The following is a 23574-nucleotide window of genomic DNA, read 5'->3' on the forward strand; positions in this document are numbered from 1 at the left end:
CCTTTACTCATCCTAGTAAACGATAATATAAGCTTCTCGCAAATTGAATATCATTCGTTCCATGAATAAATACACGGCCATCTTGAAAAATTACAAAGCGCTGCTCTGGAAGCTGACATGACAGAAGATATGGATTGCGGTCCACTTTCCCCTGTTTTTTTAACCGTTTTTCCAATTCATCGAAGTTGTACAAATGGCGCTGCGAGGGCCTGATTTGAACCGTCTCTCTGCCGCACAGAACGTCTGTTTTAAGCTGATTTTCATACGCTAAGTACGGATAAGTTTGGGTTGATCCGCAAGAAGAACATTTATCACTTTTCATTTTGCCCGTCTTAAATTCAGCATGCTGATTATTCCAGGCATCAAAGGTTAGAAATGTGTGGCGCAAAGCTTCAACATCTTCGACTAAAATTTTTAATGCTTCGGTTATTTGATAGGCTGCCACAATTTGAACAGCGGGACTAATAATTCCTGCTGTCTCACAGGTTGCTCCTCCGACAGGCACTTTTTTCAATATGCAGTGCAGACAAGGGGTTACATTTGGGATAACAGTATAAGTGGCGCCATAACTCCCTACACATGAGCCGTATATCCAAGGAACTTCATACTTATGTGACAAATCATTTAAAATAAAACGGATGTCGAAGTTGTCTGTCGCATCGATGATCACATCGGCTGTTTGGACGATACTTTCTAAATTAGCAGGCTGAGCATCCATCACCAGCGCTTCAATCTTCACTTCCGTGTTTATTTGACGCAAACGATTTTTTGCTGCTACAGCTTTAGGTAGTTTGTTTTGCGCATCTTGTTCTGTATAAAGCTGCTGACGCTGTAGATTACTCCATTCTACATAATCACGATCTACAAGAGTCAATTTTCCAATTCCAGCACGCACGAGGGCTTCTGCGCTAGCGCTGCCTAGAGCCCCTGCACCTACAACTAAAACATGCTTACTTCTAATTTGCTGCTGCCCTTTGTTTCCAATGGGCTGGAAAAGCTGCTGACGTGAATAACGTTCTGTCACTCTTTTCTCTCCCTTTCTCATTCAATCTCTGACTTCACTATCTATTCCTTCGTTAAAGATATTTCTTTAGAAACATGCTATTATACACATAAAGCTACGCTGCTTTACAGAGACTTTTTTGCATAAATATACAAATATATTTTGATGGAGGTATTTAATAAATGTCCATTGCAGGCATTGTATTAGCAGGAGGAAAATCTTCTCGCTACGGTAAACCAAAAATGTTTGAAACCTATAACAAGAAATCATTTTACGAATATAGTATAGATGCATTAAAAGAAAATCACGTCACACCTATACTTGTGTCTACCAACCAAGATTTACTCCCTTATTTTCAAAGAAAGGATGTTGCATTTGCAGTTGAAAAATGCCCGTATCAAGGTCCTTTGTATGCAATTCATCACGCTTTAACTGCGATCGATTGCTGCGCTGAATGGTTCTTTATTCTTTCTTGCGATATTCCTTTTATTAATGCTGAGTTTGTTCATCACATGATCACACTGACCCAAACGGACTCACCTGACATTGTTCTTCCTGTTCAGCCTGATCACATTCACCCGCTTCTAGCACTCTATCACCGTAGAACGCTTCCTCTTATTGAACAACTCGTTACACAAGGTGAAAGAAGGCTTACGCAATTGTTGAATCAGACAAACGTCCTTCGCGTGCCTTTTTCAGCAGAAGATCCCACTTTTATAAATGTGAATCATCGCAGTGATTGGGAAGTATAAAGCTTCTTTGAATTATCCACCAATATGAGACATTTCCACTTTTTCAGCGCCTTGGACCTGTCTTCCATTAGCTCGTTCGTCTGAGTAACGATCTTTCCGATGATTCCAGATATCAGAAATGGTGTCACAAACAGTATGATCAGAGGCTTCTGACCGTATCAGTGTGCGGAGGTCATATCCTTTTGACGCGAACAAACAGGTATAGAGCTTTCCTTCAGCCGATACTCTTGCGCGTGAACAAGTGGAACAGAATGAATCTGTGACAGATGAAATGATACCAATTTCCTCTTCTGTCCCGACGTATCGATACCTGGTGGCTACTTCTCCCGTATAATGAGGTGTAATTTCTTCAAGAGGCATTTCTTGTCCAACTATATCAAGAATTTGTTTCTTTGTTATAACCTCATCCATTTTCCATCCGTTTGAATTTCCAACATCCATATATTCAATAAAACGCAGCGTATGTTTTTTGTCTTTAAAATAGTGGGCCATCGGAAGAATATCCTGCTCATTCTTGCCTTTTTGGACAACCATGTTTATTTTGACTGAAATCCCCGCAAGAGCTGCTGCTTCTATTCCTTCTAATACTCGTTTTACGCTTCCTCGGTTTCCATTCAACTCTTGAAATCTCACTTCATCAAGCGAGTCTAAGCTAACCGTTACTCTTGATAATCCCGCTTTTGATAAGGCTTCTGCATGCTTCTTTAACAGTGAGCCGTTTGTTGTTATGGCAATATCATCTATACCCTCAATTTGCTTCAGACGATTGATTAGATCTGGCAAGCCTTTTCTTAGCAGCGGCTCTCCTCCCGTTATACGCACTTTTTTTACTCCTAGCGATGCGAATAATCTAGTGAGTCTCTCTAATTCATCAAACGAAAGAATGTTTTCGGCAGGTAAAAATGGATAGTCTGCCCCAAAAATTTCTTCAGGCATACAATATCGACAGCGAAAGTTACAGCGATCTGTTACTGACAAACGCAAGTCTCGTAAAGGACGCTTTAAAGTATCAACTATAGCGTATGACATCTGCCTCATCTCTCCTCTCTCTAGCTGTCAGCTTCTCCACAGCAGATTAACTCTCTCTTAAAATTCTTTCCGGGCATGTATAAATATTCAACGAATCATTTCGAATAAACCCTACCGTTGTAATTCCCAATTCTTCTGCTAGATTTAAAGCAAGTTCAGTCGGGGCGGATTTTGAAAGAACCACTTCACACCCGATCTTCGCTACTTTCAACAAAATTTCTGAAGAAATACGGCCGCTGAAAACGACTACTTTATCTCTAATTGAAATATGGTGTTTTAAGCAATACCCGTATAGTTTATCTAGAGCATTATGCCTACCAATGTCCATTCTGCTAAGCATAAAGCCATTTTTATCACAAATAGCAGCGTTATGAACGCCACCCGTTTCTTGAAACGTAGCAGCAGATTGCTGCAGCTTATTCATCAATTGAAAACAATCCTTAATTGAAAGTTCTACCGATATATCGTTCATTTTTTTAGCAGTCAGTGCATCATTTATAAAGACAAACCCTTGTCTGCTCGCCCCGCAGCAAGACGTGATATATCGTTTATTTTGAAGGTTTTGAAAATACGGGTTTAATTTATCTATTGTAACATGAACATACCCTTCTTTTTCTTGAACCCATATGTTTTTAATGTCTGTGTATGCTCGGATAACCCCTTCAGATGCTAAATAGCCAATTACCATATCTTCAATGTATTGTGGGCTACATACCATCGTGACAAACTCTTCTTCATTAATTTTCACAGTCACAGGAAACTCCGTTACAATTTTATCTTCCACGCTTTCCATTTGACCATTTTTAAATCTAAGAACTGTACGCTTCTTAACGGTCGAGTTCATGTGATGTCTCCTTTTTTAAATAATGTTTTTATCAAAAACGAATACGGAAACCGCTATATTTTCTTTTATTTTCATATCTGAAAATAAATTAACCAACTTTGCTCCTACCAATTCTTCTAACCCTTCCGGCGGATTCGATGCATATACATCTTGGATCATTTTTGTTCGAGCTAGATGAACCATGTCACATCCTTCAGCAGTGCTTGCAATAAATGTTTCTGTCGGAGTTAAATTTCCATACAGTGTTGAGACAGCCATATTTTCAACAAAAACCGTATGTATTCTTTCCGGTCCTTTTCCAAATAAATCTTTTCGAAGCTTCCGAATAATATCATTAAATTCATGAATAGTTTTTGACATAATCAACGCTCTCCCACCGATTAAAATTAAATTGTGCATTTTATTCCTACAGTTTTTTTATCATAAATCAACACTTCAAAAAATAAAAGCCCAAAATCTTTGCAGCAAAACTTTTGAAGAGAGTTGGGTATTTAAAAAAGTTGTGCATTTAAAAACGTAGCGATATAATTATAAATAACCGAGATGGAATAATAATAATGAATTGTTATTACTCTATCACTTTTTCTTAACGATATAAATGGGCCGGATTGGCATATTAGTAAGACCTGCTAGTAAACTATTCCACCATGATTGCACTTCCCTTATTTAATTAGGCGTGTGTATTCATGGTGGTTTTTTGTTTTTATATAAAGGAGGAAAACAAATGAGTCGTGAAATCATCACTGTTCATATAAATGGTAACGAATACAAGGCAGCTTCAGGCTCTACCATACTCGAAATTATTAATCAGCAAAGCATTGAGCACCCTCAGATTTGTTATGTTCCTGAAGTGGATCCTATTCAAACTTGTGACACATGTATCGTTGAAATGAATGGCGAGTTAGTTCGTTCTTGTTCTACAAAAGCTGAAAACGGCATGAAGATTGAATTACAATCAGCACCCGCAAAAGCGGCACAGACGGAAGCAATGGATCGTTTATTAGAAAATCATTTGCTATACTGCACCGTTTGCGACAATAACAACGGAAACTGTAAATTACATAACACAGCCGAAATGATGGAGATTGAACATCAAAAATACCCCTATACGCCAAAGGCCTCAGAGAATGAAGTCGATATGTCTCATCCGTTCTACCGTTATGACCCTAATCAATGCATCGCTTGTGGCCAATGCGTAGAGGTTTGTCAAAATCTTCAAGTTAATGAAACACTCTCTATCGACTGGGAAGCGAAACGCCCCCGCGTTCTCTGGGATGACGGTGTAGCAATCAATGAATCTTCTTGTGTGAGCTGCGGTCAATGTGTAACCGTATGCCCTTGTAATGCCTTGATGGAAAAATCCATGCTTGGAGAAGCTGGATTTATGACTGGGCTTCCAAAAGACGTTTTAAATCCAATGATTGATTTAGTTAAAGAAGTAGAACCTGGATACAGCGGAATTTTTGCTGTTTCAGAAGTGGAAGCCGCTATGCGCGAAACACGCACGAAAAAAACAAAAACTGTCTGTACATTTTGCGGAGTTGGATGTTCATTTGAAGTATGGACAAAAGGCCGTGAAATCCTTAAAGTTCAGCCTAGCTCTGATGCTCCCGCAAATGCCATTTCAACCTGTGTAAAAGGAAAATTCGGCTGGGATTTTGTAAACTCTGAAAAACGTATTACTAAGCCTTTAATCCGAAAAAATGGTGCATTTGTAGAGTCGTCATGGGAAGAAGCCCTCGACTTAGTAGCAAGCAGGTTAAGCTCTATTAATCAGCAGTATGGACATGGATCAGTTGGTTTCATTTCTTCTTCTAAGATTACAAACGAAGAAAACTATGTTATTCAAAAGCTGGCTCGCCAAATATTTGAAACAAATGACGTAGACAACTGCTCTCGCTACTGTCAGTCTCCTGCAACTGATGGATTATTTCGAACAGTGGGAATGGGAGGCGATGCCGGCACGATAAAAGACATCGCAAAAGCTGGACTGGTTATCATCGTTGGAGCTAACCCTGCTGAAGGTCATCCTGTATTAGCAACTCGCATCAAACGCGCGCACAAGCTTCATGACCAAAAACTAATCGTCGCAGATTTGCGCAAAAACGAAATGGCTGAACGCTCTGACATTTTCATCAGTCCAAAACAAGGTACGGACCAAGTATGGCTAATGGCTGTAACAAAATACATGATTGACCAAGGATGGCACAATGAAAAATTCATCCAAGAAAACGTCAACTATTTTGAAGACTTTCACTCTTTGCTTGAAAAGTACACGCTTGAATATGCTGAACAAATTACGGGTATTCCAGCAGCAACGCTCATTCAAATAGCTGAAATGATTCGAGACGCCGATGGAACCTGTGTGCTGTGGGGCATGGGCGTAACGCAAAATACGGGAGGCTCTGATACATCAGCGGCTATCTCAAACCTGTTGCTTGCTACTGGAAACTATCGACGCCCTGGAGCAGGCGCTTATCCGCTCCGAGGCCACAATAACGTCCAAGGAGCATGTGATATGGGGACTCTTCCTGCTTGGCTTCCAGGCTATCAGCACGTCACAGACTCAGTCGCCCGAGCGAAATTTGAAAAAGCATACGGTGTAAAAATTAAAGATAAGCCAGGGCTTGATAATATTCAAATGCTGCATTCAATTGATGAAGGAAAAATGAAGGCCATGTACCTTGTCGGAGAAGATATGGCTCTTGTTGATTCAAATGCTAACCATGTACACGAAATATTATCAAATTTAGATTTTTTTGTCGTCCAAGACATTTTCCTTTCGAGAACGGCTCAATATGCTGATGTTGTACTTCCTGCTGTTCCTTCTCTTGAAAAAGACGGAACATTTACCAATACGGAGCGACGTGTCCAAAGATTGTATCAAGCATTACCAACGCTCGGTGATTCAAAGCCGGATTGGTGGATTGTTCAAGAGATTGCCAACCGCTTAGGTGCGAACTGGACGTATACACATCCTGGTGATATCTTTGCAGAAATGGCTAGTCTATCACCTTTATTCAGCCAAGCCAGCTACGAAAATCTTGAAGGCTGGAATAGCTTCTTATGGGGGAGCTTAGAGGGAAAAAGCACGCCGTTACTTTACGTCGATGGGTTTAATTTCCCAGATAAAAAAGCGCGCTTTGCTTTATCACATTGGGTACTTCCTGCCGAATTCCCAGAAGAATATGATCTACACATTAATAATGGAAGAATGTTAGAACATTTTCATGAAGGGAATATGACCAATAAATCGAGCGGCATCCAATCAAAAGTACCGGAAGTATTTGTAGAAATTTCACCTCAGCTTGCCAAGGAGCGTGAAATTGAAGAAGGTTCGCTTGTCAGATTAATCTCACCGTTTGGAGCAGTAAAAGTACAGGCATTAATTACAGAGCGAGTAAAAGCAAATGAGCTGTATCTTCCAATGCACTCTGTTCATAAAGATTCGGCTATTAACTTCTTGACCGGACCTGCAGTCGACCAACGAACAAATACGCCGGCTTACAAACAAACAAAAGTACGGATGGAAGTATTAAGTAAAGGTGGAGAAACGCCTTTACCGTCTACAAATCCGCGTAACAAAAAACGTCATCCTCAAAATGGGGTCGAGGTTCAGCGTAAATGGAACCGTCCTGGCTACGTCCATTTAACAAGTAAATAGGAGGAGAAAAGATGGCACAACCTATTACAGAAATTAAGAAACCTCTTCTAAGCGAGGAAGAAGAAAAACAACAAAAATTAGAAGATTTAACTTCTCTGCTGGCAGATAATGAAGAAGCATTGAACCGTATTCTCGGTATTGTTGGCGAACTTAACGACATGGGTGTTCTTGAAGCTGCTGATTCAATGATTCAAGCGAAAGAAAAAATCTCAAAAATTGCGCTTCATCAAATTTCCAGAGAACCGGTAACCAATTTAATTAATACTCTTATGGGTGCAAGCAGCGGTTTGATGAAGGCAGATCCAGAGGTAACTGCTAAACTTGTAAATAGCGCAACAGCTGGTATGAACGAAGCGAATGAATATGTAAAAACCGGAAAAAAAGTAAGTGCATTAGCTCTTATAAAAGCGCTAAACGATCCAGATGTCAATCGTGCAATTGGATTTGGGCTTCACTTTTTAAAAGGAATGGGCAAAGCGTTGGAAGAATAAATGAAGCAGCGACTTGAAAGTTTTCCCCCTTTCAAGTCGCTGTTTTCTTTTTAGGAAGTCAAATTTAAAATGAACGTGATATAGTTATACTAAATTGCTTTACTACAACTAACTGAGGTGACACGATGCAACAATACTTTAAACCCTTATTCGCACTATTATTTTTAATTATGTTTACTGCTGCTTGTTCGAACGAAACAAATACCGATCAATCCGCAGCTCAGCACAAAAACATCAGCTTAACGATATCCGCTGCGGCCAGCTTAAAAGATGCGCTCACTGATATTCAAAAGCAATATGAAAAAAAGCATCCAAATATAGACTTGAAATTTAATTTTGGAGCTTCAGGCTCGCTGCAACAGCAAGTTACAAACGGCGCACCTGTTGATTTATTTTTTTCAGCAGCGGAAGACAAGTTTGATGCACTAGTAAAAGCAGGAGCTATCTCCAAAGAGAATGGTGCTGACTTGGTTGGCAATGACCTTGTGCTTATCGTGCCAAAGAATAATACGTCTGCTATCACAAATTTTGAAGATCTATCAAAGCCGACTGTTCAAAAAATTGCACTTGGAATACCAGAATCCGTTCCTGCCGGACAGTATGCGAAGGAGACTTTTGAACACATGAACCTCTGGAAAAACATTGAGCCAAAAACCGTCTATGCGAAAGACGTACGCCAGGTGCTTTCCTATGTAGAGACAGGAAACGTTGAAGCTGGGGTGGTTTATAAAACCGATGCCTTGATTTCAAAAAAGGTGAAGATTGTCGCTACTGCAGATAATAGCACTCACAAACCAATTGTATATCCTGTAGGCGTTATTAAGGATTCGAAACATCCACAAGAAGCAAAAGCTTTTTATCAATTTTTACAAAGTAAGACGGCTCTTGACACTTTAAAGAAATACGGTTTCACTGCAAATTGAGGCCGCTATGATTCAAGAATTTTTATCTCCTCTTCAGCTATCGCTTAAAATTGCGTTAGTAGCAGGATTTGTCGTTATTATTTTAGGCACTGTTATAGGAAAACTGTTATCCAAGAAACACTTTAAGGGAAAAGTGATGATTGAAACGGCGTTAATGCTCCCGTTGGTGCTCCCTCCGTCCGTTGTTGGATTTTTATTGATTGTCATATTCGGGAAACACAGCCTGCTCGGCCGGGCAATTGAATGGGTCTTTCAACAACCCGTTATTTTCACATGGTGGGCAGCTGTTATTGCCTCCGTTGTCGTTGCGTTTCCGCTTATGTATCAATCTGCCAAAACAGGCTTTCAAGGCGTTGATTACGAAATTGAAGACGCAGCTCGAGTAGATGGTGCAAGCGAATGGAAAGTCTTTTTCTTTATTTCTATCCCTTTAGCTTCTAAAGCCATCGTAACAGGAGGAGTGCTAAGTCTGGCAAGAGCACTCGGAGAGTTTGGAGCCACTTTGATGTTTGCCGGCAATATTCCAGGTGAAACTCAAACTGTGCCTACCGCTATCTACGTAGCGATTGACTCTGGAAACATGAATCTCGCTTGGCTATGGGTTATTTCAATCGTCTTTCTTTCCTTTCTTATGCTGCTTTTTGTTCAGCTTAAACAAAAATAAAAGGATGCCTCTTTGTGTAACAGGCATCTTTTTATTTCTTTCCTGCTTTTTTCAATTTTACATAAATTATAAATTAAAAAGGAGCTAATCAAATGAAGAGCATACATTTGATTAACTCCTGTTATAAGTAAGGTAAGCCACCATACAATATGTATTGGTGGAGACGGTGGGAGTCGAACCCACGTCCAGAAATATCGCCACTTAAGCGTCTACGAGTGTAGTTGGCATATTGATCATTCGCGAGCTGTTCTGCCTACCAACAGGCGTCCTAGTCGCTAGTCTGATTATTCTCTTCCTTCGTCCTCAGACGGCGAACTCCGGCGTAGCCCACTTAAAGTGAGTCCCTTACCCTACCACATGGGCGATGGAGGGAGGAACCGCTAAGCTACTATTATGCAGCTAAAGCGAAGTTATTGTTAGATTTGCCAGTTATTATTGGCGTTGATGTTTTAACGAGGCCATCTCCTCGACTCGCAACCTAAGCTCGAACTACCCCTGTCGAATCCGTAACGTCCCCATATAAAAGGGAGTCGGAATGTGTAAGAAAAAATCTTACATCAGATAGCGACTTCAGTGTGCAAAATGAAATCTAACTGATAACAATACTTATTATATCACAAAATGAGCATTTTGCAATTGTAAGATTTTGTAATGTTACATCTTTTGACGATCACGAAATGCTCGTTCGATATCGCGCTTCGCTTCTTTTTGCTTTAAGTCTTCACGCTTGTCATATTTCTTTTTACCCTTACCAAGCCCTAGTAAAACCTTTGCGTATCCATTTTTTAAATACACTTTTAAAGGAACTAATGAATAACCCGTTTCTTTTGAATAGCCAATTAGCTTGCTGATTTCACGCTTATGCAGCAATAGCTTTCGTGTACGCAACGGCTCATGATTGTATCGATTTCCTTGTTCGTAAGGACTAACGTGCATATTGTGTAGAAATACTTCTCCGTTTTGCACACGAGCAAAAGAGTCCTTTAAATTTACACGCCCATTACGAATTGATTTAATTTCCGTTCCTTGTAGAACAATACCCGTCTCATATGTTTCTTCAATAAAAAAGTCGTGGCGGGCTTTTTTGTTTTGTGCAATTAATTTCCCTTCACCTTTTGGCATAAAACGTTCCTTCCCTTCAGCCGTACTTACGTATATGTATGATATTATGTATCATTTTACTGTATGGAAATCTAAACAACAACTAAAACGTTTAATGGAGCTGTTTTGAAGCAGAAGGAATACCCTTCTGCTTCACTGCTGTCGATTTCGATTATTTACGCTTTTTCTTTTTGCGCTTAACATTTGGGGCACCCTCGAAGAATCTCTTTTTCTTTTTCTTCTTTGGCTTTTGAGTAGACCACTCTTCATTTTTGCTTCGGCTGCCCTCGCGACCTTTTCCTTTATCATCTTTGCGTGACTTTTGTTTTGCTTTAATCACTTTAGGACGGTCTTTAGATAAGCGTTTGCGACTTTCTTTCATTCCTACAATAATAAAGTCAACCGAACGCTCGTCTTTATTCACATCGGCCACTTTCACTTCAATTTCGTCTCCAATTCGGAAGACATTGCCCGTTTTTTCTCCAATCATCGCATAGTGACGTTCGTCGTAACGATAATAGTCATCTGTTAAGTCACTGACGTGAACTAAACCTTCAATCGTATTTTCTAGCTCCACGAACATTCCAAAGTTAGTAACAGAGCTAATAATACCATTAAATACTTCCCCAACTTTATCAGCCATAAACTCAGCTTTTTTCATATCGTCCGTTTCCCGCTCAGCGTCAACTGAACGACGTTCCATATTAGAAGAATGCTCAGCAACATCAGGCAGAAGCTCGCGCCATTTTTCTTGCGTTTGCTGATCTGTTTTTCCTTCAATTAAATACGTGCGAATGAGACGATGAACGATTAAATCCGGATAACGACGGATTGGAGACGTAAAATGCGTATAGAACTCAGCTGATAAACCAAAGTGGCCTAAACTTTCTGCTTCATATTTCGCTTGTTTCATCGAACGAAGCATAACAGTTGAAATAACCATCTCTTCAGGCGTGCCTTTTACTTCTTCTAAAATATCCTGTAGCGCACGCGGATGAATATCGTTTCCTGTTCCTTTCACCGTGTAACCAAAGTTTGTAATGAACTCTAAGAAACGAGTAAGCTTCTCTGCATCTGGATCTTCATGAATACGATAAATGAACGGTACGTTCATCCAGTGAAAATGTTCTGCTACTGTTTCATTCGCCGCTAGCATAAATTCTTCAATTAGCTTTTCAGCAACCGAACGTTCACGCAAAATAACATCGTGAGGATGGCCATCATCATCTACTAATACTTTTGCTTCTTTGAAATCAAAATCAATGGCCCCGCGATCCATTCTCTTTTTACGAAGAATAGCTGCCAGCTTTTCCATACGCTCAAACATCGGAACGATTGGCTCGTAGCGTTCTAACACTTCTTCATCTTTATCCACTAAGATTTTGTTAACGTCTGAATACGTCATTCGTTCTGTCGTTTTGATGACACTTTCAAAAATCTCATGTTTCACTACTTCACCCTGTGGATCGATTTCCATCTCACAAGAAAGCGTAAAACGGTTAACTTTTGGATTTAATGAGCAAATTCCATTAGATAAACGGTGAGGAATCATCGGAATAACTCGGTCTACTAAATAGACGCTTGTTCCGCGCTCTGCTGCTTCTACATCAATCGGAGAACCTTCTTTAACGTAGTGACTTACATCTGCAATATGGACGCCTAATTTGTAGTTTCCATTTTCAAGCTCTGTAACCGTTACGGCGTCATCCAAATCTTTTGCATCTGCTCCGTCAATGGTTACAATAACTTGATCACGAAGATCGCGGCGGTTGCCAATATCTTTTTCGTCAATCGTTTCAGGTGTATCAATTGCTTGTGTTAAAGCATCAGCAGGAAATTCTTGAGGAAGACCGTGCTTATGGATAACAGAAATGATATCGATCCCCGGATCGTTTTTATGTCCAAGAATTTGAACAACTTTTCCTTCTGCATTCATGCGGCCTTCCGGATAGGTTGTCAGTTCTACTACTACTTTATGGCCTTCAACCGCACCGTTTCTTGCTGCTTTGGGAATAAAAATATCACCTGCAATTTTTTTGTCATCCGCAATCACAAAGCCAAAATTTTTGCTTTGCGTATACGTACCTACAATTTGCTGGGTACCTCGTTCTAAGATTTTTACAATGGTTCCTTCACGACGAGCACCTGATGATTCTGATGACACTCTTGCAAGCACAATATCTCCGTGCATAGCATTGTTTGTTTCAGTAGGGGGAATAAATACATCACCCGCATCTTTTTCTTCAGGAACTACGAACGCAAACCCTTTTGCATGTCCGCTTACTTTCCCTTTGACAAAATTCATTTGTTCCGGCAGCCCGTAGCGATCGTTTCTTGCTCGGATAATTAAACCCTTCTCTTCCATAATAACAAGTGCCTTCACAAACTCTTTGAATGACTCTGCATCCTCAGTATTAAATTCTTTTGCAAGCTCTTGGACAGTCAAAGGTTTGTAATTATCCCTTTTCATAAAATCCAATATTTCATTTATATAGGGCTGATTTTCTTCTTTCACATCATGTCCCTCCTTTTTCTTTATTCGTATTATCTCTATCACCAATCAAGTGATTCCAAAAATGCATATACATCCTCGTGAAGCTGATCACGCTCTTTATCAAAGGTAATGGTATGACCAGATTCTTCGTACCATTTTATATCTTTTGTAGGAGACTCGACGCTATTATAAATAATATTGGCGCTGTCTGTATTAATCATATGATCATGACGACCTTGTACAACAAATGTCGGTGCATAAATCATATCAACTGAATTTCGCACTTCAGCGATTAATTCCTGTAAAGACTTTAATGTGTTCATTGGTGTTTGCTTGAACTCTTCCATTTCTTGTTCAATCTGTTCAGACGATTTACCTTCACGCTTTTTATATTCGCGTGCATACGCTAAAACACCTTCATACATGACTTCTTCACTCTTTATATACATAGGGGCGCACATAGGCACAATACCCTTTATAGGTACAGTGTAACCTAATTTCAGTGAAAATACGCCACCTAGTGAAAGACCTACAGCGGCAATACTTTCATGACCTTTGCTTTTCAAAAACTCATAGCCGTCCATGACATCTTTCCACCAATCTTTTGGACCAGTATGAACAAGTTCTTCAGGCGCTACGCCATGTCCTTTGTAATGAGGTGCGTGGCATGTGTATCCTTTTTTCTCTAAAAAACGACCTAACATACGAACATCAGCAGAATTTCCGGTAAAACCATGAAGTAATAAAACAGCTTTTTCGCCGCCTTCAAATGTAAATGGCTTTGGTTGTGCAATTTTCATATATCATTTAACTCCTTTTAGTTATAATATCTGCAGTCCTAATAGAAAAAAACATGTATTTATGTGACGGTCATCACATAACAAGAGATGTAGCCATCAACTTTTACGCTTTTATACTATATTTAGTACTTTTTTCTAAAGCTATATTATATCATTACTTAAAAATGAAATTAAAGTATTCAACACGCCCATTAAAAAACCACCTAATACATAAGTTGGTATACACCAAGTACATATGCATTAGGTGGCAGTCTATCCAGTAACATATTAAAGTTTGAAATAAGATACAGCAAGTGTTAACACAAAGAATAAGATAGATAACACTACTGTCAAACGGTGTAAAACTAAGTCAATTCCACGTGCTTTTTGTTTCCCAAATAACGTTTCAGCTCCACCGGAAATAGCTCCAGATAATCCAGTAGTTTTACTTGATTGTAAAACGACCACAACAATCAAAGCAATTGAAACAATCACTAGCAAAGTAATCAGCAATGTATGCACTAAGACACACCTCCTACACCAAGTAATAGTCAATCAGCGGGGTTTCTTCATCCCTTCTGATTGGCATTACCGGGGATAAAGTACGCGCACTACGCTAAGGTTAATTTATCATAAAAAACCCTCTCGTACAAGTAATGGCAGTGAAATACAACGGATTTTAACGTAAAAAAACGGATGACAATCGTCATCCGTTTTTTATACTTTCAACTTATTTTTTTAAGTTGTAGAAAGATTTAGCGCCATCGTATACAGCTAGAACACCTAGCTCGTCTTCGATGCGTAGTAATTGGTTGTATTTCGCAATACGATCTGTACGGCTCATAGAACCAGTTTTGATTTGACCAGCATTTGTTGCAACAGCGATATCAGCGATTGTTGCATCTTCAGTTTCACCAGAACGGTGAGAAACTACTGCTGTGTAACCAGCACGTTTAGCCATTTCGATAGCTTCGAACGTTTCAGTTAATGTACCGATTTGGTTAACTTTGATAAGGATAGAGTTACCTACGCCTTGTTCGATACCTTGAGCAAGTTTTTTCGTGTTTGTTACGAATAGATCGTCACCAACAAGCTGTACTTTTCCGCCAATGCGCTCAGTTAATAGCTTGTGACCATCCCAGTCATTTTCGTCTAAACCGTCTTCGATTGAAACGATTGGGAATTCGTTAACTAACTGCTCGTAGAAATCTACCATTTCAGCAGAAGTTACGCCTGTACGGCCTTCGCCTGCTAAATCATATTTACCAGTTTCTTTGTTGAAGAACTCAGAAGAAGCTACGTCCATACCTAATTGGATGTCTTTACCAGCTTCGTAACCAGCTTTTGTGATTGCTTCTACGATTACTTCTAATGCTTCACGGTTAGAACCTAAGTTAGGAGCGAAACCACCTTCGTCACCTACAGCTGTGTTTAAGCCTTTAGCAGATAAAACAGATTTTAACGCGTGGAATACTTCAGCACCCATACGGATTGCTTCTTTGAATGTAGGAGCTCCTACAGGTAAGATCATGAATTCTTGGAAGTCAACGTTGTTATCAGCATGAGAACCACCGTTGATGATGTTCATCATTGGAGTTGGTAATTGCTTAGCGTTGAATCCACCAAGGTAACGGTATAATGGAAGACCTACGAAATCAGCTGCTGCGTGAGCTACTGCCATAGATACACCAAGAATAGCATTGGCACCTAATTTACCTTTGTTTTCAGTACCGTCTAACTCGATCATAAGTCGGTCGATACCGATTTGATCAGTTACGTCCATACCTACTAATTCAGGAGCGATAATTTCGTTTACGTTTTCTACTGCTTTTAATACACCTTTACCTAGGTAGCGAGATTTGTCACCATCGCGTAATTCTACTGCTTCGTATTCACCAGTAGAAGCACCACTTGGTACTAAAGCGCGTCCGAAAGCGCCTGATTCAGTATATACTTCAACTTCAACTGTTGGGTTACCGCGAGAATCTAATACTTCGCGTGCATAAATGTCAAGAATTGCTGGCATTTTAAAACTCTCCTTTATAATTAATTATTTAATTAATGTTTTACCTGTCATTTCTTTTGGCTGTGCTACATCTAGAAGAGTAAGCATCGTAGGAGCTAGATCTCCTAGAATACCGTCTTCACGAAGCTCTAAGCCTTGTTTGGTTACGATTACTGGAACAGGATTCGTTGTATGAGCCGTCATTGGATTACCTTCAAGCGTAATCACTTCATCAGCATTACCATGGTCTGCTGTGATGATTGCTGTACCGCCTTTAGCTAAAATTGCATCTACAATTTTTCCTAAGCACTCATCTACTGTTTCAATTGCTTTTACCGTTGGTTCTAACATACCTGAATGGCCTACCATATCAGGATTTGCAAAGTTTAATAAAATAGCGTCTTGCTTATCGCCTTCGATTTCTGCAAGCAACGCGTCCGTCACTTCATAAGCACTCATCTCAGGTTTCAAGTCATATGTTGCTACTTTTGGTGAATCGATTAAGATACGTGTTTCACCAGGAAACTCTGCTTCACGTCCACCGCTCATAAAGAACGTTACGTGAGGATATTTTTCTGTCTCGGCAATACGAAGCTGCTTTAAGTTATTTTGAGATAATACTTCACCAAGCGTGTTATCCAAGTTAATTGGCTTAAAGGCTACATATCCGTCAACTGTTTCGCTGAAGTGAGTTAAACATACAAAATGTAAGTTTTTCGGATGTTTTTCACCACGATCAAATGAACGGAAATCTTCGTTTGCGAACGTATTTGAAATTTGAATTGCGCGATCCGGACGGAAGTTGTAGAAAATAACTGCATCTTCGTCTTGAATTGTCGCAACTGGCGATCCGTCTTCTTTTGTAATAACAGAAGGTAAAACGAATTCGTCATAGATTCCATTTTCATACGAATCTTTTACGCACTCTTCAGCGCTTGTATATGATGGACCTTCGCCGTACACCATTGCGCGGTATGATTTCTCTACGCGCTCCCAGCGTTTGTCGCGGTCCATTGAGTAGTAACGTCCTGAAATTGTTGCAATTTCACCAACGCCATACTCTTCAATTTTTTCATTAAGTTCTTTTAAATACGTTTCAGCAGATTGAGGTGCTACGTCACGACCATCTAAGAAGCCATGAATGTAGACTTTTTCCAAGCCTTCACTCTTAGCTAGACGCAATAATGCATATAGATGTTCGATATGACTGTGTACACCGCCATCAGATAAAAGCCCGAAAAGATGAAGATTTGTACCCTTTTCTTTTGCGTGCTTTACAGCTGCTAGAAGCGTTTCGTTTTGTTCAAACTCGCCTTCACGAATTGCTACGTTTACACGAGTTAAGCTTTGGTACACAATTCGGCCTGCGCCGATGTTTAAGTGACCTACTTCAGAGTTACCCATTTGGCCTTCTGGTAAGCCTACAGCTTCTCCAGACGCCTCAAGTGTAGCATGAGGATACTCGTTCCAGAAACGGTCGAAGTTTGGTTTTTTTGCATGTGTTACCGCATTACCTTTATCTTCATCGCGTAATGCAAAACCATCTAAGATGATTAATGCTACTGGCTTTTTACTCATTACTTACCAGCCTCCAAAAGCTGTAAGAAAGAATCTGCTTCTAAGCTTGCTCCACCTACTAAAGCTCCGTCAATGTCTGATTGAGACATATATTCTTTAATATTAGCAGGTTTTACGCTACCGCCGTATTGAATACGTACAGCATCTGCAACATCTTGAGAGAATTGTTCTGCAACAACGCTACGGATGTATGCACAAACTTCGTTTGCACCTTCAGCAGTTGAAGATTTACCTGTACCGATTGCCCATATTGGCTCATATGCGATAACTGTTTGTTTTACTTGCTCATCAGTTAGACCAGCTAATGCTTTTTGTACTTGATTAGCTACAACTGTTTTTGTTTGATCTTGTTCGTACTCTTCGTTTGTTTCACCGCAGCACACGATTGGTGTTAAACCGTGTTTGAATGCAGAAATTGTTTTTTGGTTTACTGTTTCGTCCGTTTCAGCAAACATTTCACGACGCTCAGAGTGTCCTAAAATGACATAGTTCACACCTAAGTCTGCTAAAGCAACAGGGCTCACTTCTCCAGTGAACGCACCGTTTTCTTCAAAGTGCATGTTTTGTGCACCAATTTTTAAGTCTGTGCCTTTAGTCGCTTCTACTAAACGATCTAAAAATAGTGCAGGTGCACATACTACTGATTCTACGCTTTCAGGAGATGGTACTGCTCCTTTTACTTCTTCAACAAAGCTAGTTGCTTCAGAAAGTACTTTGTTCATTTTCCAGTTTCCTGCAATAATTGGTTTACGCATGTATAACACCGTCCTTTGTTTATTGTGGGTTTTCCCTTCACGCGTTAGATGTCCAAGAGGGTGCTGTTAAAAGTGATTCGGTCCCTTTTATCTCTTGGTCATCCATCTTCGCTGCTTGATAATTTTTTATATTATCAGTCGTCAGGTCGGTCCTCCGTCTTACTGAAACATAAACTTACTTATCGTTTAATGCAACTACGCCTGGAAGTTCTTTACCTTCCATAAACTCTAGTGACGCACCGCCACCTGTAGAAATATGGCTCATTTTATCAGCTAAGTTGAATTTTTCAACAGCTGCTGCAGAGTCTCCTCCGCCGATTACTGAATATGTGTCAGTTGCTTCTGCTAAAGCTTCTGCTACTGCTTTTGTTCCGTTAGCAAATGCGTCTAATTCAAATACACCCATTGGTCCATTCCAAATAACTAACTTAGAGTTTTTGATTACGTCAGCATAGATTTCGCGCGTTTTCGGTCCTGCGTCTAAGCCTTCCCAATCGCTTGGAATATCTTCAATTGATACAACTTGAATATTAGCATCATTTGAGAAGTCATCTGCTACTACCACGTCCACTGGCATGTAGAAGTTTACTCCGTTTTTCTTAGCTTTTTCCATGAAAGATTTTGCAAGTTCAATCTTGTCTTCTTCAAGAAGTGATTTACCTACTTCATGGCCTAGTGCCTTAATAAATGTGTAAGAAAGTCCTCCACCGATGATTAAGTTATCTACTTTATCAAGCAAGTGGTCAATTACACCGATTTTGTCTTTAACTTTTGCTCCACCAACGATTGCAGTAAATGGACGTTCTGGGTTTGATAATGCTTTTGAAAGCACATCAAGCTCTTTTTCCATTAAGAAACCTGCTACTGCTGGAATATGTTGTGCAATTCCTTCTGTTGAAGCATGCGCACGGTGAGCTGCACCGAATGCATCGTTTACGTACACGTCTGCTAATTCAGCAAATGCTTTTGCTAATTCAGGATCGTTTTTCTCTTCACCTGGGTAAAAACGTACGTTTTCAAGTACTAAAACATCGCCTTCGCTCATGCCGTCGATTGTTTTCTTTACTTCTTCACCAAAAGCTTCGTCAGCTTTTGCAACGTCTTTACCAAGAAGAGCTTGTAAACGTTCTGCAACAGCATTTAGACGTAACTCTTCAACAACTTCGCCTTTTGGACGTCCAAGATGGCTAGCTAAAATTACTTTTGCACCTTGTTCTACTAAATATTGAATAGTAGGAATAGCTGCACGAATACGAGTTTCATCTGTTACTTTTCCGTCTTTCATTGGTACGTTAAAGTCTACGCGACAAAATACTCGCTTTCCTTTTACATCGATGTCTTTCAACGTTTTTTTGTTCATCGTTAAAAGGCCTCCTTAAGTATTTATGGTACTAAGCAAGTAGGCTTCTATGTAATCATCAATCCACAAACCACCGTAGATTTCATTTTATATATTGGCGCCTTTCTATATAAAGTGAAACTCCAGTTAGCTGCTTATGACGCTTTTTCATGTAGAAGCCAATACATAAATCAAGGAAGAGGGGGTATGCCCCTCTCTTCCTTAGCAAGTCTTATTATAGTCGTTCTATTTTCAGATATCCAATAAAAAAGGAAAGTCTAGTCGATTTCTGTCTTATTGAATAAAATAGAAGCGAATTTTAAGTTATTCTTATAGTCCTTTAGCAGCGATGTATTGAGCAAGGTCTACTACACGGTTAGAATATCCGCTCTCGTTATCGTACCAAGAGATAACTTTAACCATGTTACCTTCCATTACCATTGTAGATAATGCATCGATTGTAGAAGAGTTGATGTTACCATTGTAGTCACCAGATACTAGTGGCTCTTCGCTGTAACCAAGGATACCTTTAAGATCGCCTTCAGCAGCTTCTTTAAGAGCGTTGTTTACATCTTCAACAGTTACTTCTTTGTCAAGTTCAGCAACTAAGTCTACTAAAGAAACGTTTGGAGTTGGAACACGCATAGCTCCACCGTTTAATTTACCTTTTAATTCAGGTAATACTAGAGATACAGCTTTAGCAGCACCAGTTGAAGTTGGGATGATGTTTTCAGCAGCTGCACGAGCACGACGGTAATCTTTGTGTGGTAAGTCTAAGATTTGTTGGTCGTTTGTGTAAGAGTGAACTGTTGTCATCATTCCGCGTTTAAGACCGAACTTGTCATTTAACACTTTAGCAAATGGCGCTAAGCAGTTAGTTGTACAAGAAGCGTTTGAAATTACGTTGTGGTTAGCCGCATCGTATTTGTCTTCGTTAACACCCATTACGATTGTGATATCTTCGTCAGATGCTGGAGCAGAGATGATTACTTTTTTAGCTCCTGCTTCTAAGTGTTTTGCAGCGTCAGCGCGTTTTGTGAAGAATCCAGTAGATTCAACAACGATTTCTACGCCTTGTTTGCCCCAAGATAATTGAGCTGGGTCACGTTCAGCAGAGATTTCGATTGTTTTACCGTTTACTACTAAGTTGCTACCATCTACTACTACTTCTGCATCTAATTTTCCGTGTACAGAATCATATTTTAAAAGGTGAGCAAGCATGTTAGCATCTGTTAAATCGTTGATTGCTACTACTTCAACGTTATCATTTTTTAAAGCTGCGCGGAATACATTACGGCCGATACGACCAAATCCGTTAATACCAATTTTTACTGCCATGGGTATTTCCTCCTTGAATGTAAAAAGTATTTTTTATATGAGGGATTAATTAAAACCCCTTACTAACTCTTTTGCGGCGCCTTCATCTGTAATGAGAATCGAATCATGCGCTTGTTGCATAAACGCTTTAATTGCCTTTGCTTTTGATGAACCTCCTGCAACAGCAATAACACATTTATTGTTCTTTAAATCATCGAGTTGTATGCCAACTGTTTTAACTTTATGAACAACTTCGCCTTGATGATTAAAATAGTATCCAAATGCCTCACCTACAGCATGTCCATTTTTCACTTTTTCTAAGTCTGCTTGTGGTGTTTTACGGCGTTCTGCCATTGTCATAGCGTCTCCTATTCCGTGAACAACCATACCAGCGGACTTAATTAAATGAAGCATGTCTTTAATAGATGGTTCACCGATAATAGATCGGTATGCTTCATCACTAAGCTGATCTGGAACATGAAGCAAGCGATAGTGACTCATGGACTTTTCAGCCATCTTAGCACAAATCGTATTTGCTTGGTTTTGTACATTTTCCCCTAGCCCTCCGCGAGCAGGTACAAAAAGTACATCAGGGTGTTTTAAATCAGGTGTCATCATTTCGGCAACGGCGGCAAGCGTCGTACCACCTGTAACAGCAACGGTATTTTTTTGACCAACAAGGCGCTCCTTGATACACGAAACAGATGCTCGACCCATTTCATTTTTGACCCAAGGAGACTGATCACTATCTCCAGATACAACAACAACTTCTGATAAAGAAAACGCCTCTTTTAATGTTGTTTCCAATAACCGAAGTCCTGAAACTTCCTTCATTACTTCTTCTAATTCAGCCAGAAGGAGCTCTCCCTCATTTGTAAGCGTCATTCCACTAGGATAAATGTCAATCAAATCTTGTTCTTTTAAGAATGTTACTTCGCTTCGTAACACACGCTCTGTTAGCCCAAGGCTTACAGCTAAGTTTCTGCGGCCAATCGGCTGCATTAAACGTATGTATTGCAAGATTTGATAGCGCTTTTGCATAACTGAGAGAAGTTCAGGTAATAATTTTCGTTGTACTTCTATTAAAGAACGCATGTTAAAATCCCCTTAAGGCATAAACTCGCTGGACATTTTTTGTCCCGTATAGACATATTATGTCCCACCTTGCGCAAAAAAAATTCACCCTGCTACAAAATCTATTCTAACAGGAGTGAATCCTTTATTCAACTCATGTGTTGCCTATTTTTAAAAGTAAGCGTTTTCTTAACAGAATACCTGTTATTTTTCCATATTCTACTTCTTCTCCATCCATTTCTACTACAGGAATGGCAAGGTGATACTTTTCCAGCCACTCATCGTTTTTGTAAATATCTCGTTCAATAAGCTGAAAGGGAAACTCCGACTGCAGCTCTGCAAGCATCTTCTTTGCATCATCGCATAAGTGACAGCCATTTTTAGTATACAGTACGACCTCCACATTCCCACTCCTTTACTGCGTGACAAAAAGTTTTCGTTGACTGGATGGTAGAACGTTTAATTGATCTCGATATTTGGCTACCGTTCTTCTTGAAATAGTAACGTTATAATTGCTTTGCAAAACGTTAGCCAACTGCTGATCTGAAAGCGGACGCTGTTTGTTTTCTTCTGCTACTAGCTTTTTAAGCAGTTCTTTTACGTGAGTTGTAGAAGTCGCTTCGTTGTTGCCCAGTTGAATACTAGTTGAAAAAAAAGATTTCATTGAAAAGGTGCCAAAAGGCGTTTGAATATATTTGTGCCGAGTAGCACGGCTAATCGTTGATTCATGCACAGACGTTTGTTCCGCTACTTCCTTCATTGTTAACGGCTTCAAATACGAAGGACCCTTTTTAAAAAATGCTTCTTGTTCAACGAGTAAGGTATTCATTAATGCGTTTAATGTATCTTTGCGTGTGTGTAAACTTTTCATAATCCATTGGAATTCACGATATTTCTCTTGCAAATAAGAAAACATTTCTTGGTTCTGCCTATTTTTCAGCTGAAGTTTGTATTGTTCATTCACTGAAAGTCGAGGTTCCAAATCCTCATTTGCATAAGCAACGACATTTCCATCTTCAATTTTTACAATAAAATCCGGTACAATGAATCGTTCATTGGACTTCATATAAAACGATCCAGGACGAGGATTTAATTTCTTAATCTGTTCATGTAAGTGTTGAAGAGCTTCAAGTGAGATTTGACATAACTTTGAGATTTTCATCCATTTTTTATACGCGAATTCCTCAAAGTGATGTGTCAAAATTTGCTCTATTTTTTCTGTCCATTGATTATTCCTTTTTAATTGAAGCATTAAGCACTCTTGTAAACTTCTTGCCCCTACTCCTGCCGGGTCCATCTGCTGCACAAGCTGGAGAGCCTTTTCAACCTGCTCCTGATCTTGGCCAAGCTGGTTAGCAAGTATGATTAACTCATCGTGCAAATAGCCAGCATCATCCAGGCTATTAATAACAAACTCAACGGCTGCCTGCTCACATTCATCTAACTTTAATAATGCGGATTGATTCATTAAATGTTCGTACAGCGTTTCTTTAGGAGCAGGTATACTGCTCATATAATCTGTTGAATCAGAAGTTGCATGATTTTTTTGATTGTGAGATGTATAGACGGGCAGCTCTGAAAAATCTATAAGCGGATTTTGAAGCGCCTGCTCATGTAAAAACGCTACAATATCCATCGATGAATATTGTAAAAGAGAAATAGCTTGTGATAATTCTTTTGACATCGTCAGCTTTAACGACTGCTGCTGAAATAATCCAATTTCCATTATTTCTCCCCTCCCCTTCATCTATTTTACTATAAA

21 protein-coding genes and 1 other RNA gene are annotated in these 23574 nt (G+C 39.6%); 5 read left to right on the forward strand and 17 right to left on the reverse strand.

Features of this window, described 5'->3' with window-relative positions; genetic code table 11:
• Positions 1 to 7 precede the first annotated feature (7 nt).
• Positions 8 to 1024 carry a molybdopterin-synthase adenylyltransferase MoeB gene (locus ACFX4G_RS15250; RefSeq protein WP_043977293.1) on the reverse strand — a complete coding sequence of 339 codons (1017 nt, stop codon included), beginning with the start codon at positions 1022 to 1024 and terminating at the stop codon, positions 8 to 10.
• 161 nt (positions 1025 to 1185) lie between these two features.
• On the opposite strand from ACFX4G_RS15250, the gene mobA reads away from it, so the two are divergent.
• Positions 1186 to 1755: a molybdenum cofactor guanylyltransferase gene (gene mobA / locus ACFX4G_RS15255; RefSeq protein ID WP_098333930.1), complete on the forward strand. Its 570-nt coding sequence runs from the start codon at positions 1186 to 1188 to the stop codon at positions 1753 to 1755.
• A gap of 12 nt (positions 1756 to 1767) precedes the next feature.
• On the opposite strand, the gene moaA is transcribed toward mobA, so the two are convergent.
• The 3 genes from moaA to ACFX4G_RS15270 form a co-directional block, all read right to left on the reverse strand.
• Entirely contained in the window at positions 1768 to 2784 is a 1017-nt protein-coding gene (moaA, locus tag ACFX4G_RS15260) for a GTP 3',8-cyclase MoaA (RefSeq protein WP_013085378.1), read from the reverse strand.
• 46 nt (positions 2785 to 2830) lie between these two features.
• Complete coding sequence (gene fdhD / locus ACFX4G_RS15265; protein ID WP_370506938.1) at positions 2831 to 3577, reverse strand: formate dehydrogenase accessory sulfurtransferase FdhD; 747 nt, start codon at positions 3575 to 3577, stop codon at positions 2831 to 2833.
• 66 nt (positions 3578 to 3643) lie between these two features.
• On the reverse strand, positions 3644 to 3988 hold the full coding sequence (locus ACFX4G_RS15270; RefSeq protein ID WP_013085380.1) for a Na-translocating system protein MpsC family protein: 345 nt from the start codon (positions 3986 to 3988) through the stop codon (positions 3644 to 3646).
• A 364-nt stretch (positions 3989 to 4352) separates the two neighbouring features.
• On the opposite strand from ACFX4G_RS15270, the gene fdhF reads away from it, so the two are divergent.
• From fdhF to modB, 4 genes are all read left to right on the forward strand, one after another.
• Positions 4353 to 7292, forward strand: coding sequence for a formate dehydrogenase subunit alpha (fdhF, locus tag ACFX4G_RS15275; protein ID WP_377575540.1), 2940 nt, complete (start codon positions 4353 to 4355; stop codon positions 7290 to 7292).
• An 11-nt stretch (positions 7293 to 7303) separates the two neighbouring features.
• A complete protein-coding gene (locus ACFX4G_RS15280; protein WP_013085382.1) occupies positions 7304 to 7783 on the forward strand; it encodes a helical membrane plugin domain-containing protein in 480 nt (159 codons plus the stop codon).
• Between the two features lie 125 nt (positions 7784 to 7908).
• Complete coding sequence (gene modA, locus ACFX4G_RS15285; RefSeq protein WP_034648423.1) at positions 7909 to 8706, forward strand: molybdate ABC transporter substrate-binding protein; 798 nt, start codon at positions 7909 to 7911, stop codon at positions 8704 to 8706.
• Positions 8707 to 8713: 7 nt separating this feature from the next.
• Positions 8714 to 9370 (forward strand): molybdate ABC transporter permease subunit, encoded by a 657-nt coding sequence (gene modB, locus ACFX4G_RS15290; RefSeq protein WP_377575543.1) that lies wholly within the window; start codon positions 8714 to 8716, stop codon positions 9368 to 9370.
• Between the two features lie 155 nt (positions 9371 to 9525).
• On the opposite strand, the gene ssrA is transcribed toward modB, so the two are convergent.
• From ssrA to rpoN, 13 genes are all read right to left on the reverse strand, one after another.
• Positions 9526 to 9887: a transfer-messenger RNA gene (gene ssrA, locus ACFX4G_RS15295) on the reverse strand.
• 137 nt (positions 9888 to 10024) lie between these two features.
• A complete protein-coding gene (gene smpB / locus ACFX4G_RS15300; RefSeq protein WP_034648422.1) occupies positions 10025 to 10492 on the reverse strand; it encodes an SsrA-binding protein SmpB in 468 nt (155 codons plus the stop codon).
• A gap of 151 nt (positions 10493 to 10643) precedes the next feature.
• A complete protein-coding gene (gene rnr, locus ACFX4G_RS15305; RefSeq protein ID WP_013059695.1) occupies positions 10644 to 12986 on the reverse strand; it encodes a ribonuclease R in 2343 nt (780 codons plus the stop codon).
• Between the two features lie 38 nt (positions 12987 to 13024).
• A complete protein-coding gene (locus ACFX4G_RS15310; protein ID WP_013059696.1) occupies positions 13025 to 13765 on the reverse strand; it encodes an alpha/beta hydrolase in 741 nt (246 codons plus the stop codon).
• 267 nt (positions 13766 to 14032) lie between these two features.
• A complete protein-coding gene (gene secG, locus ACFX4G_RS15315) occupies positions 14033 to 14266 on the reverse strand; it encodes a preprotein translocase subunit SecG (protein ID WP_013059697.1) in 234 nt (77 codons plus the stop codon).
• A gap of 208 nt (positions 14267 to 14474) precedes the next feature.
• Complete coding sequence (eno, locus tag ACFX4G_RS15320; RefSeq protein ID WP_013059698.1) at positions 14475 to 15770, reverse strand: phosphopyruvate hydratase; 1296 nt, start codon at positions 15768 to 15770, stop codon at positions 14475 to 14477.
• A gap of 24 nt (positions 15771 to 15794) precedes the next feature.
• Positions 15795 to 17327, reverse strand: coding sequence for a 2,3-bisphosphoglycerate-independent phosphoglycerate mutase (gene gpmI, locus ACFX4G_RS15325; protein WP_043977316.1), 1533 nt, complete (start codon positions 17325 to 17327; stop codon positions 15795 to 15797).
• The gene (gene tpiA, locus ACFX4G_RS15330; protein WP_043977318.1) at positions 17327 to 18082 is read right to left on the reverse strand and encodes a triose-phosphate isomerase; all 756 of its coding nucleotides are present in this window, start codon (positions 18080 to 18082) and stop codon (positions 17327 to 17329) included. Before tpiA ends, gpmI begins: the two co-directional genes overlap by 1 nt.
• 175 nt (positions 18083 to 18257) lie before the next feature.
• Entirely contained in the window at positions 18258 to 19442 is a 1185-nt protein-coding gene (locus ACFX4G_RS15335) for a phosphoglycerate kinase (RefSeq protein ID WP_013059701.1), read from the reverse strand.
• Between the two features lie 309 nt (positions 19443 to 19751).
• A complete protein-coding gene (gene gap / locus ACFX4G_RS15340; protein ID WP_013059702.1) occupies positions 19752 to 20759 on the reverse strand; it encodes a type I glyceraldehyde-3-phosphate dehydrogenase in 1008 nt (335 codons plus the stop codon).
• A 45-nt stretch (positions 20760 to 20804) separates the two neighbouring features.
• The gene (locus tag ACFX4G_RS15345) at positions 20805 to 21833 is read right to left on the reverse strand and encodes a sugar-binding transcriptional regulator (protein WP_043977320.1); all 1029 of its coding nucleotides are present in this window, start codon (positions 21831 to 21833) and stop codon (positions 20805 to 20807) included.
• A 133-nt stretch (positions 21834 to 21966) separates the two neighbouring features.
• Positions 21967 to 22215 carry a glutaredoxin family protein gene (locus ACFX4G_RS15350; RefSeq protein ID WP_377575547.1) on the reverse strand — a complete coding sequence of 83 codons (249 nt, stop codon included), beginning with the start codon at positions 22213 to 22215 and terminating at the stop codon, positions 21967 to 21969.
• 12 nt (positions 22216 to 22227) lie between these two features.
• Positions 22228 to 23538: an RNA polymerase factor sigma-54 gene (rpoN, locus tag ACFX4G_RS15355; RefSeq protein ID WP_043977325.1), complete on the reverse strand. Its 1311-nt coding sequence runs from the start codon at positions 23536 to 23538 to the stop codon at positions 22228 to 22230.
• Positions 23539 to 23574: the final 36 nt, after the last annotated feature.

This window comes from Priestia sp. YIM B13486, assembly GCF_042787865.1.
GTDB classification, from domain to species: domain Bacteria; phylum Bacillota; class Bacilli; order Bacillales; family Bacillaceae_H; genus Priestia; species Priestia megaterium.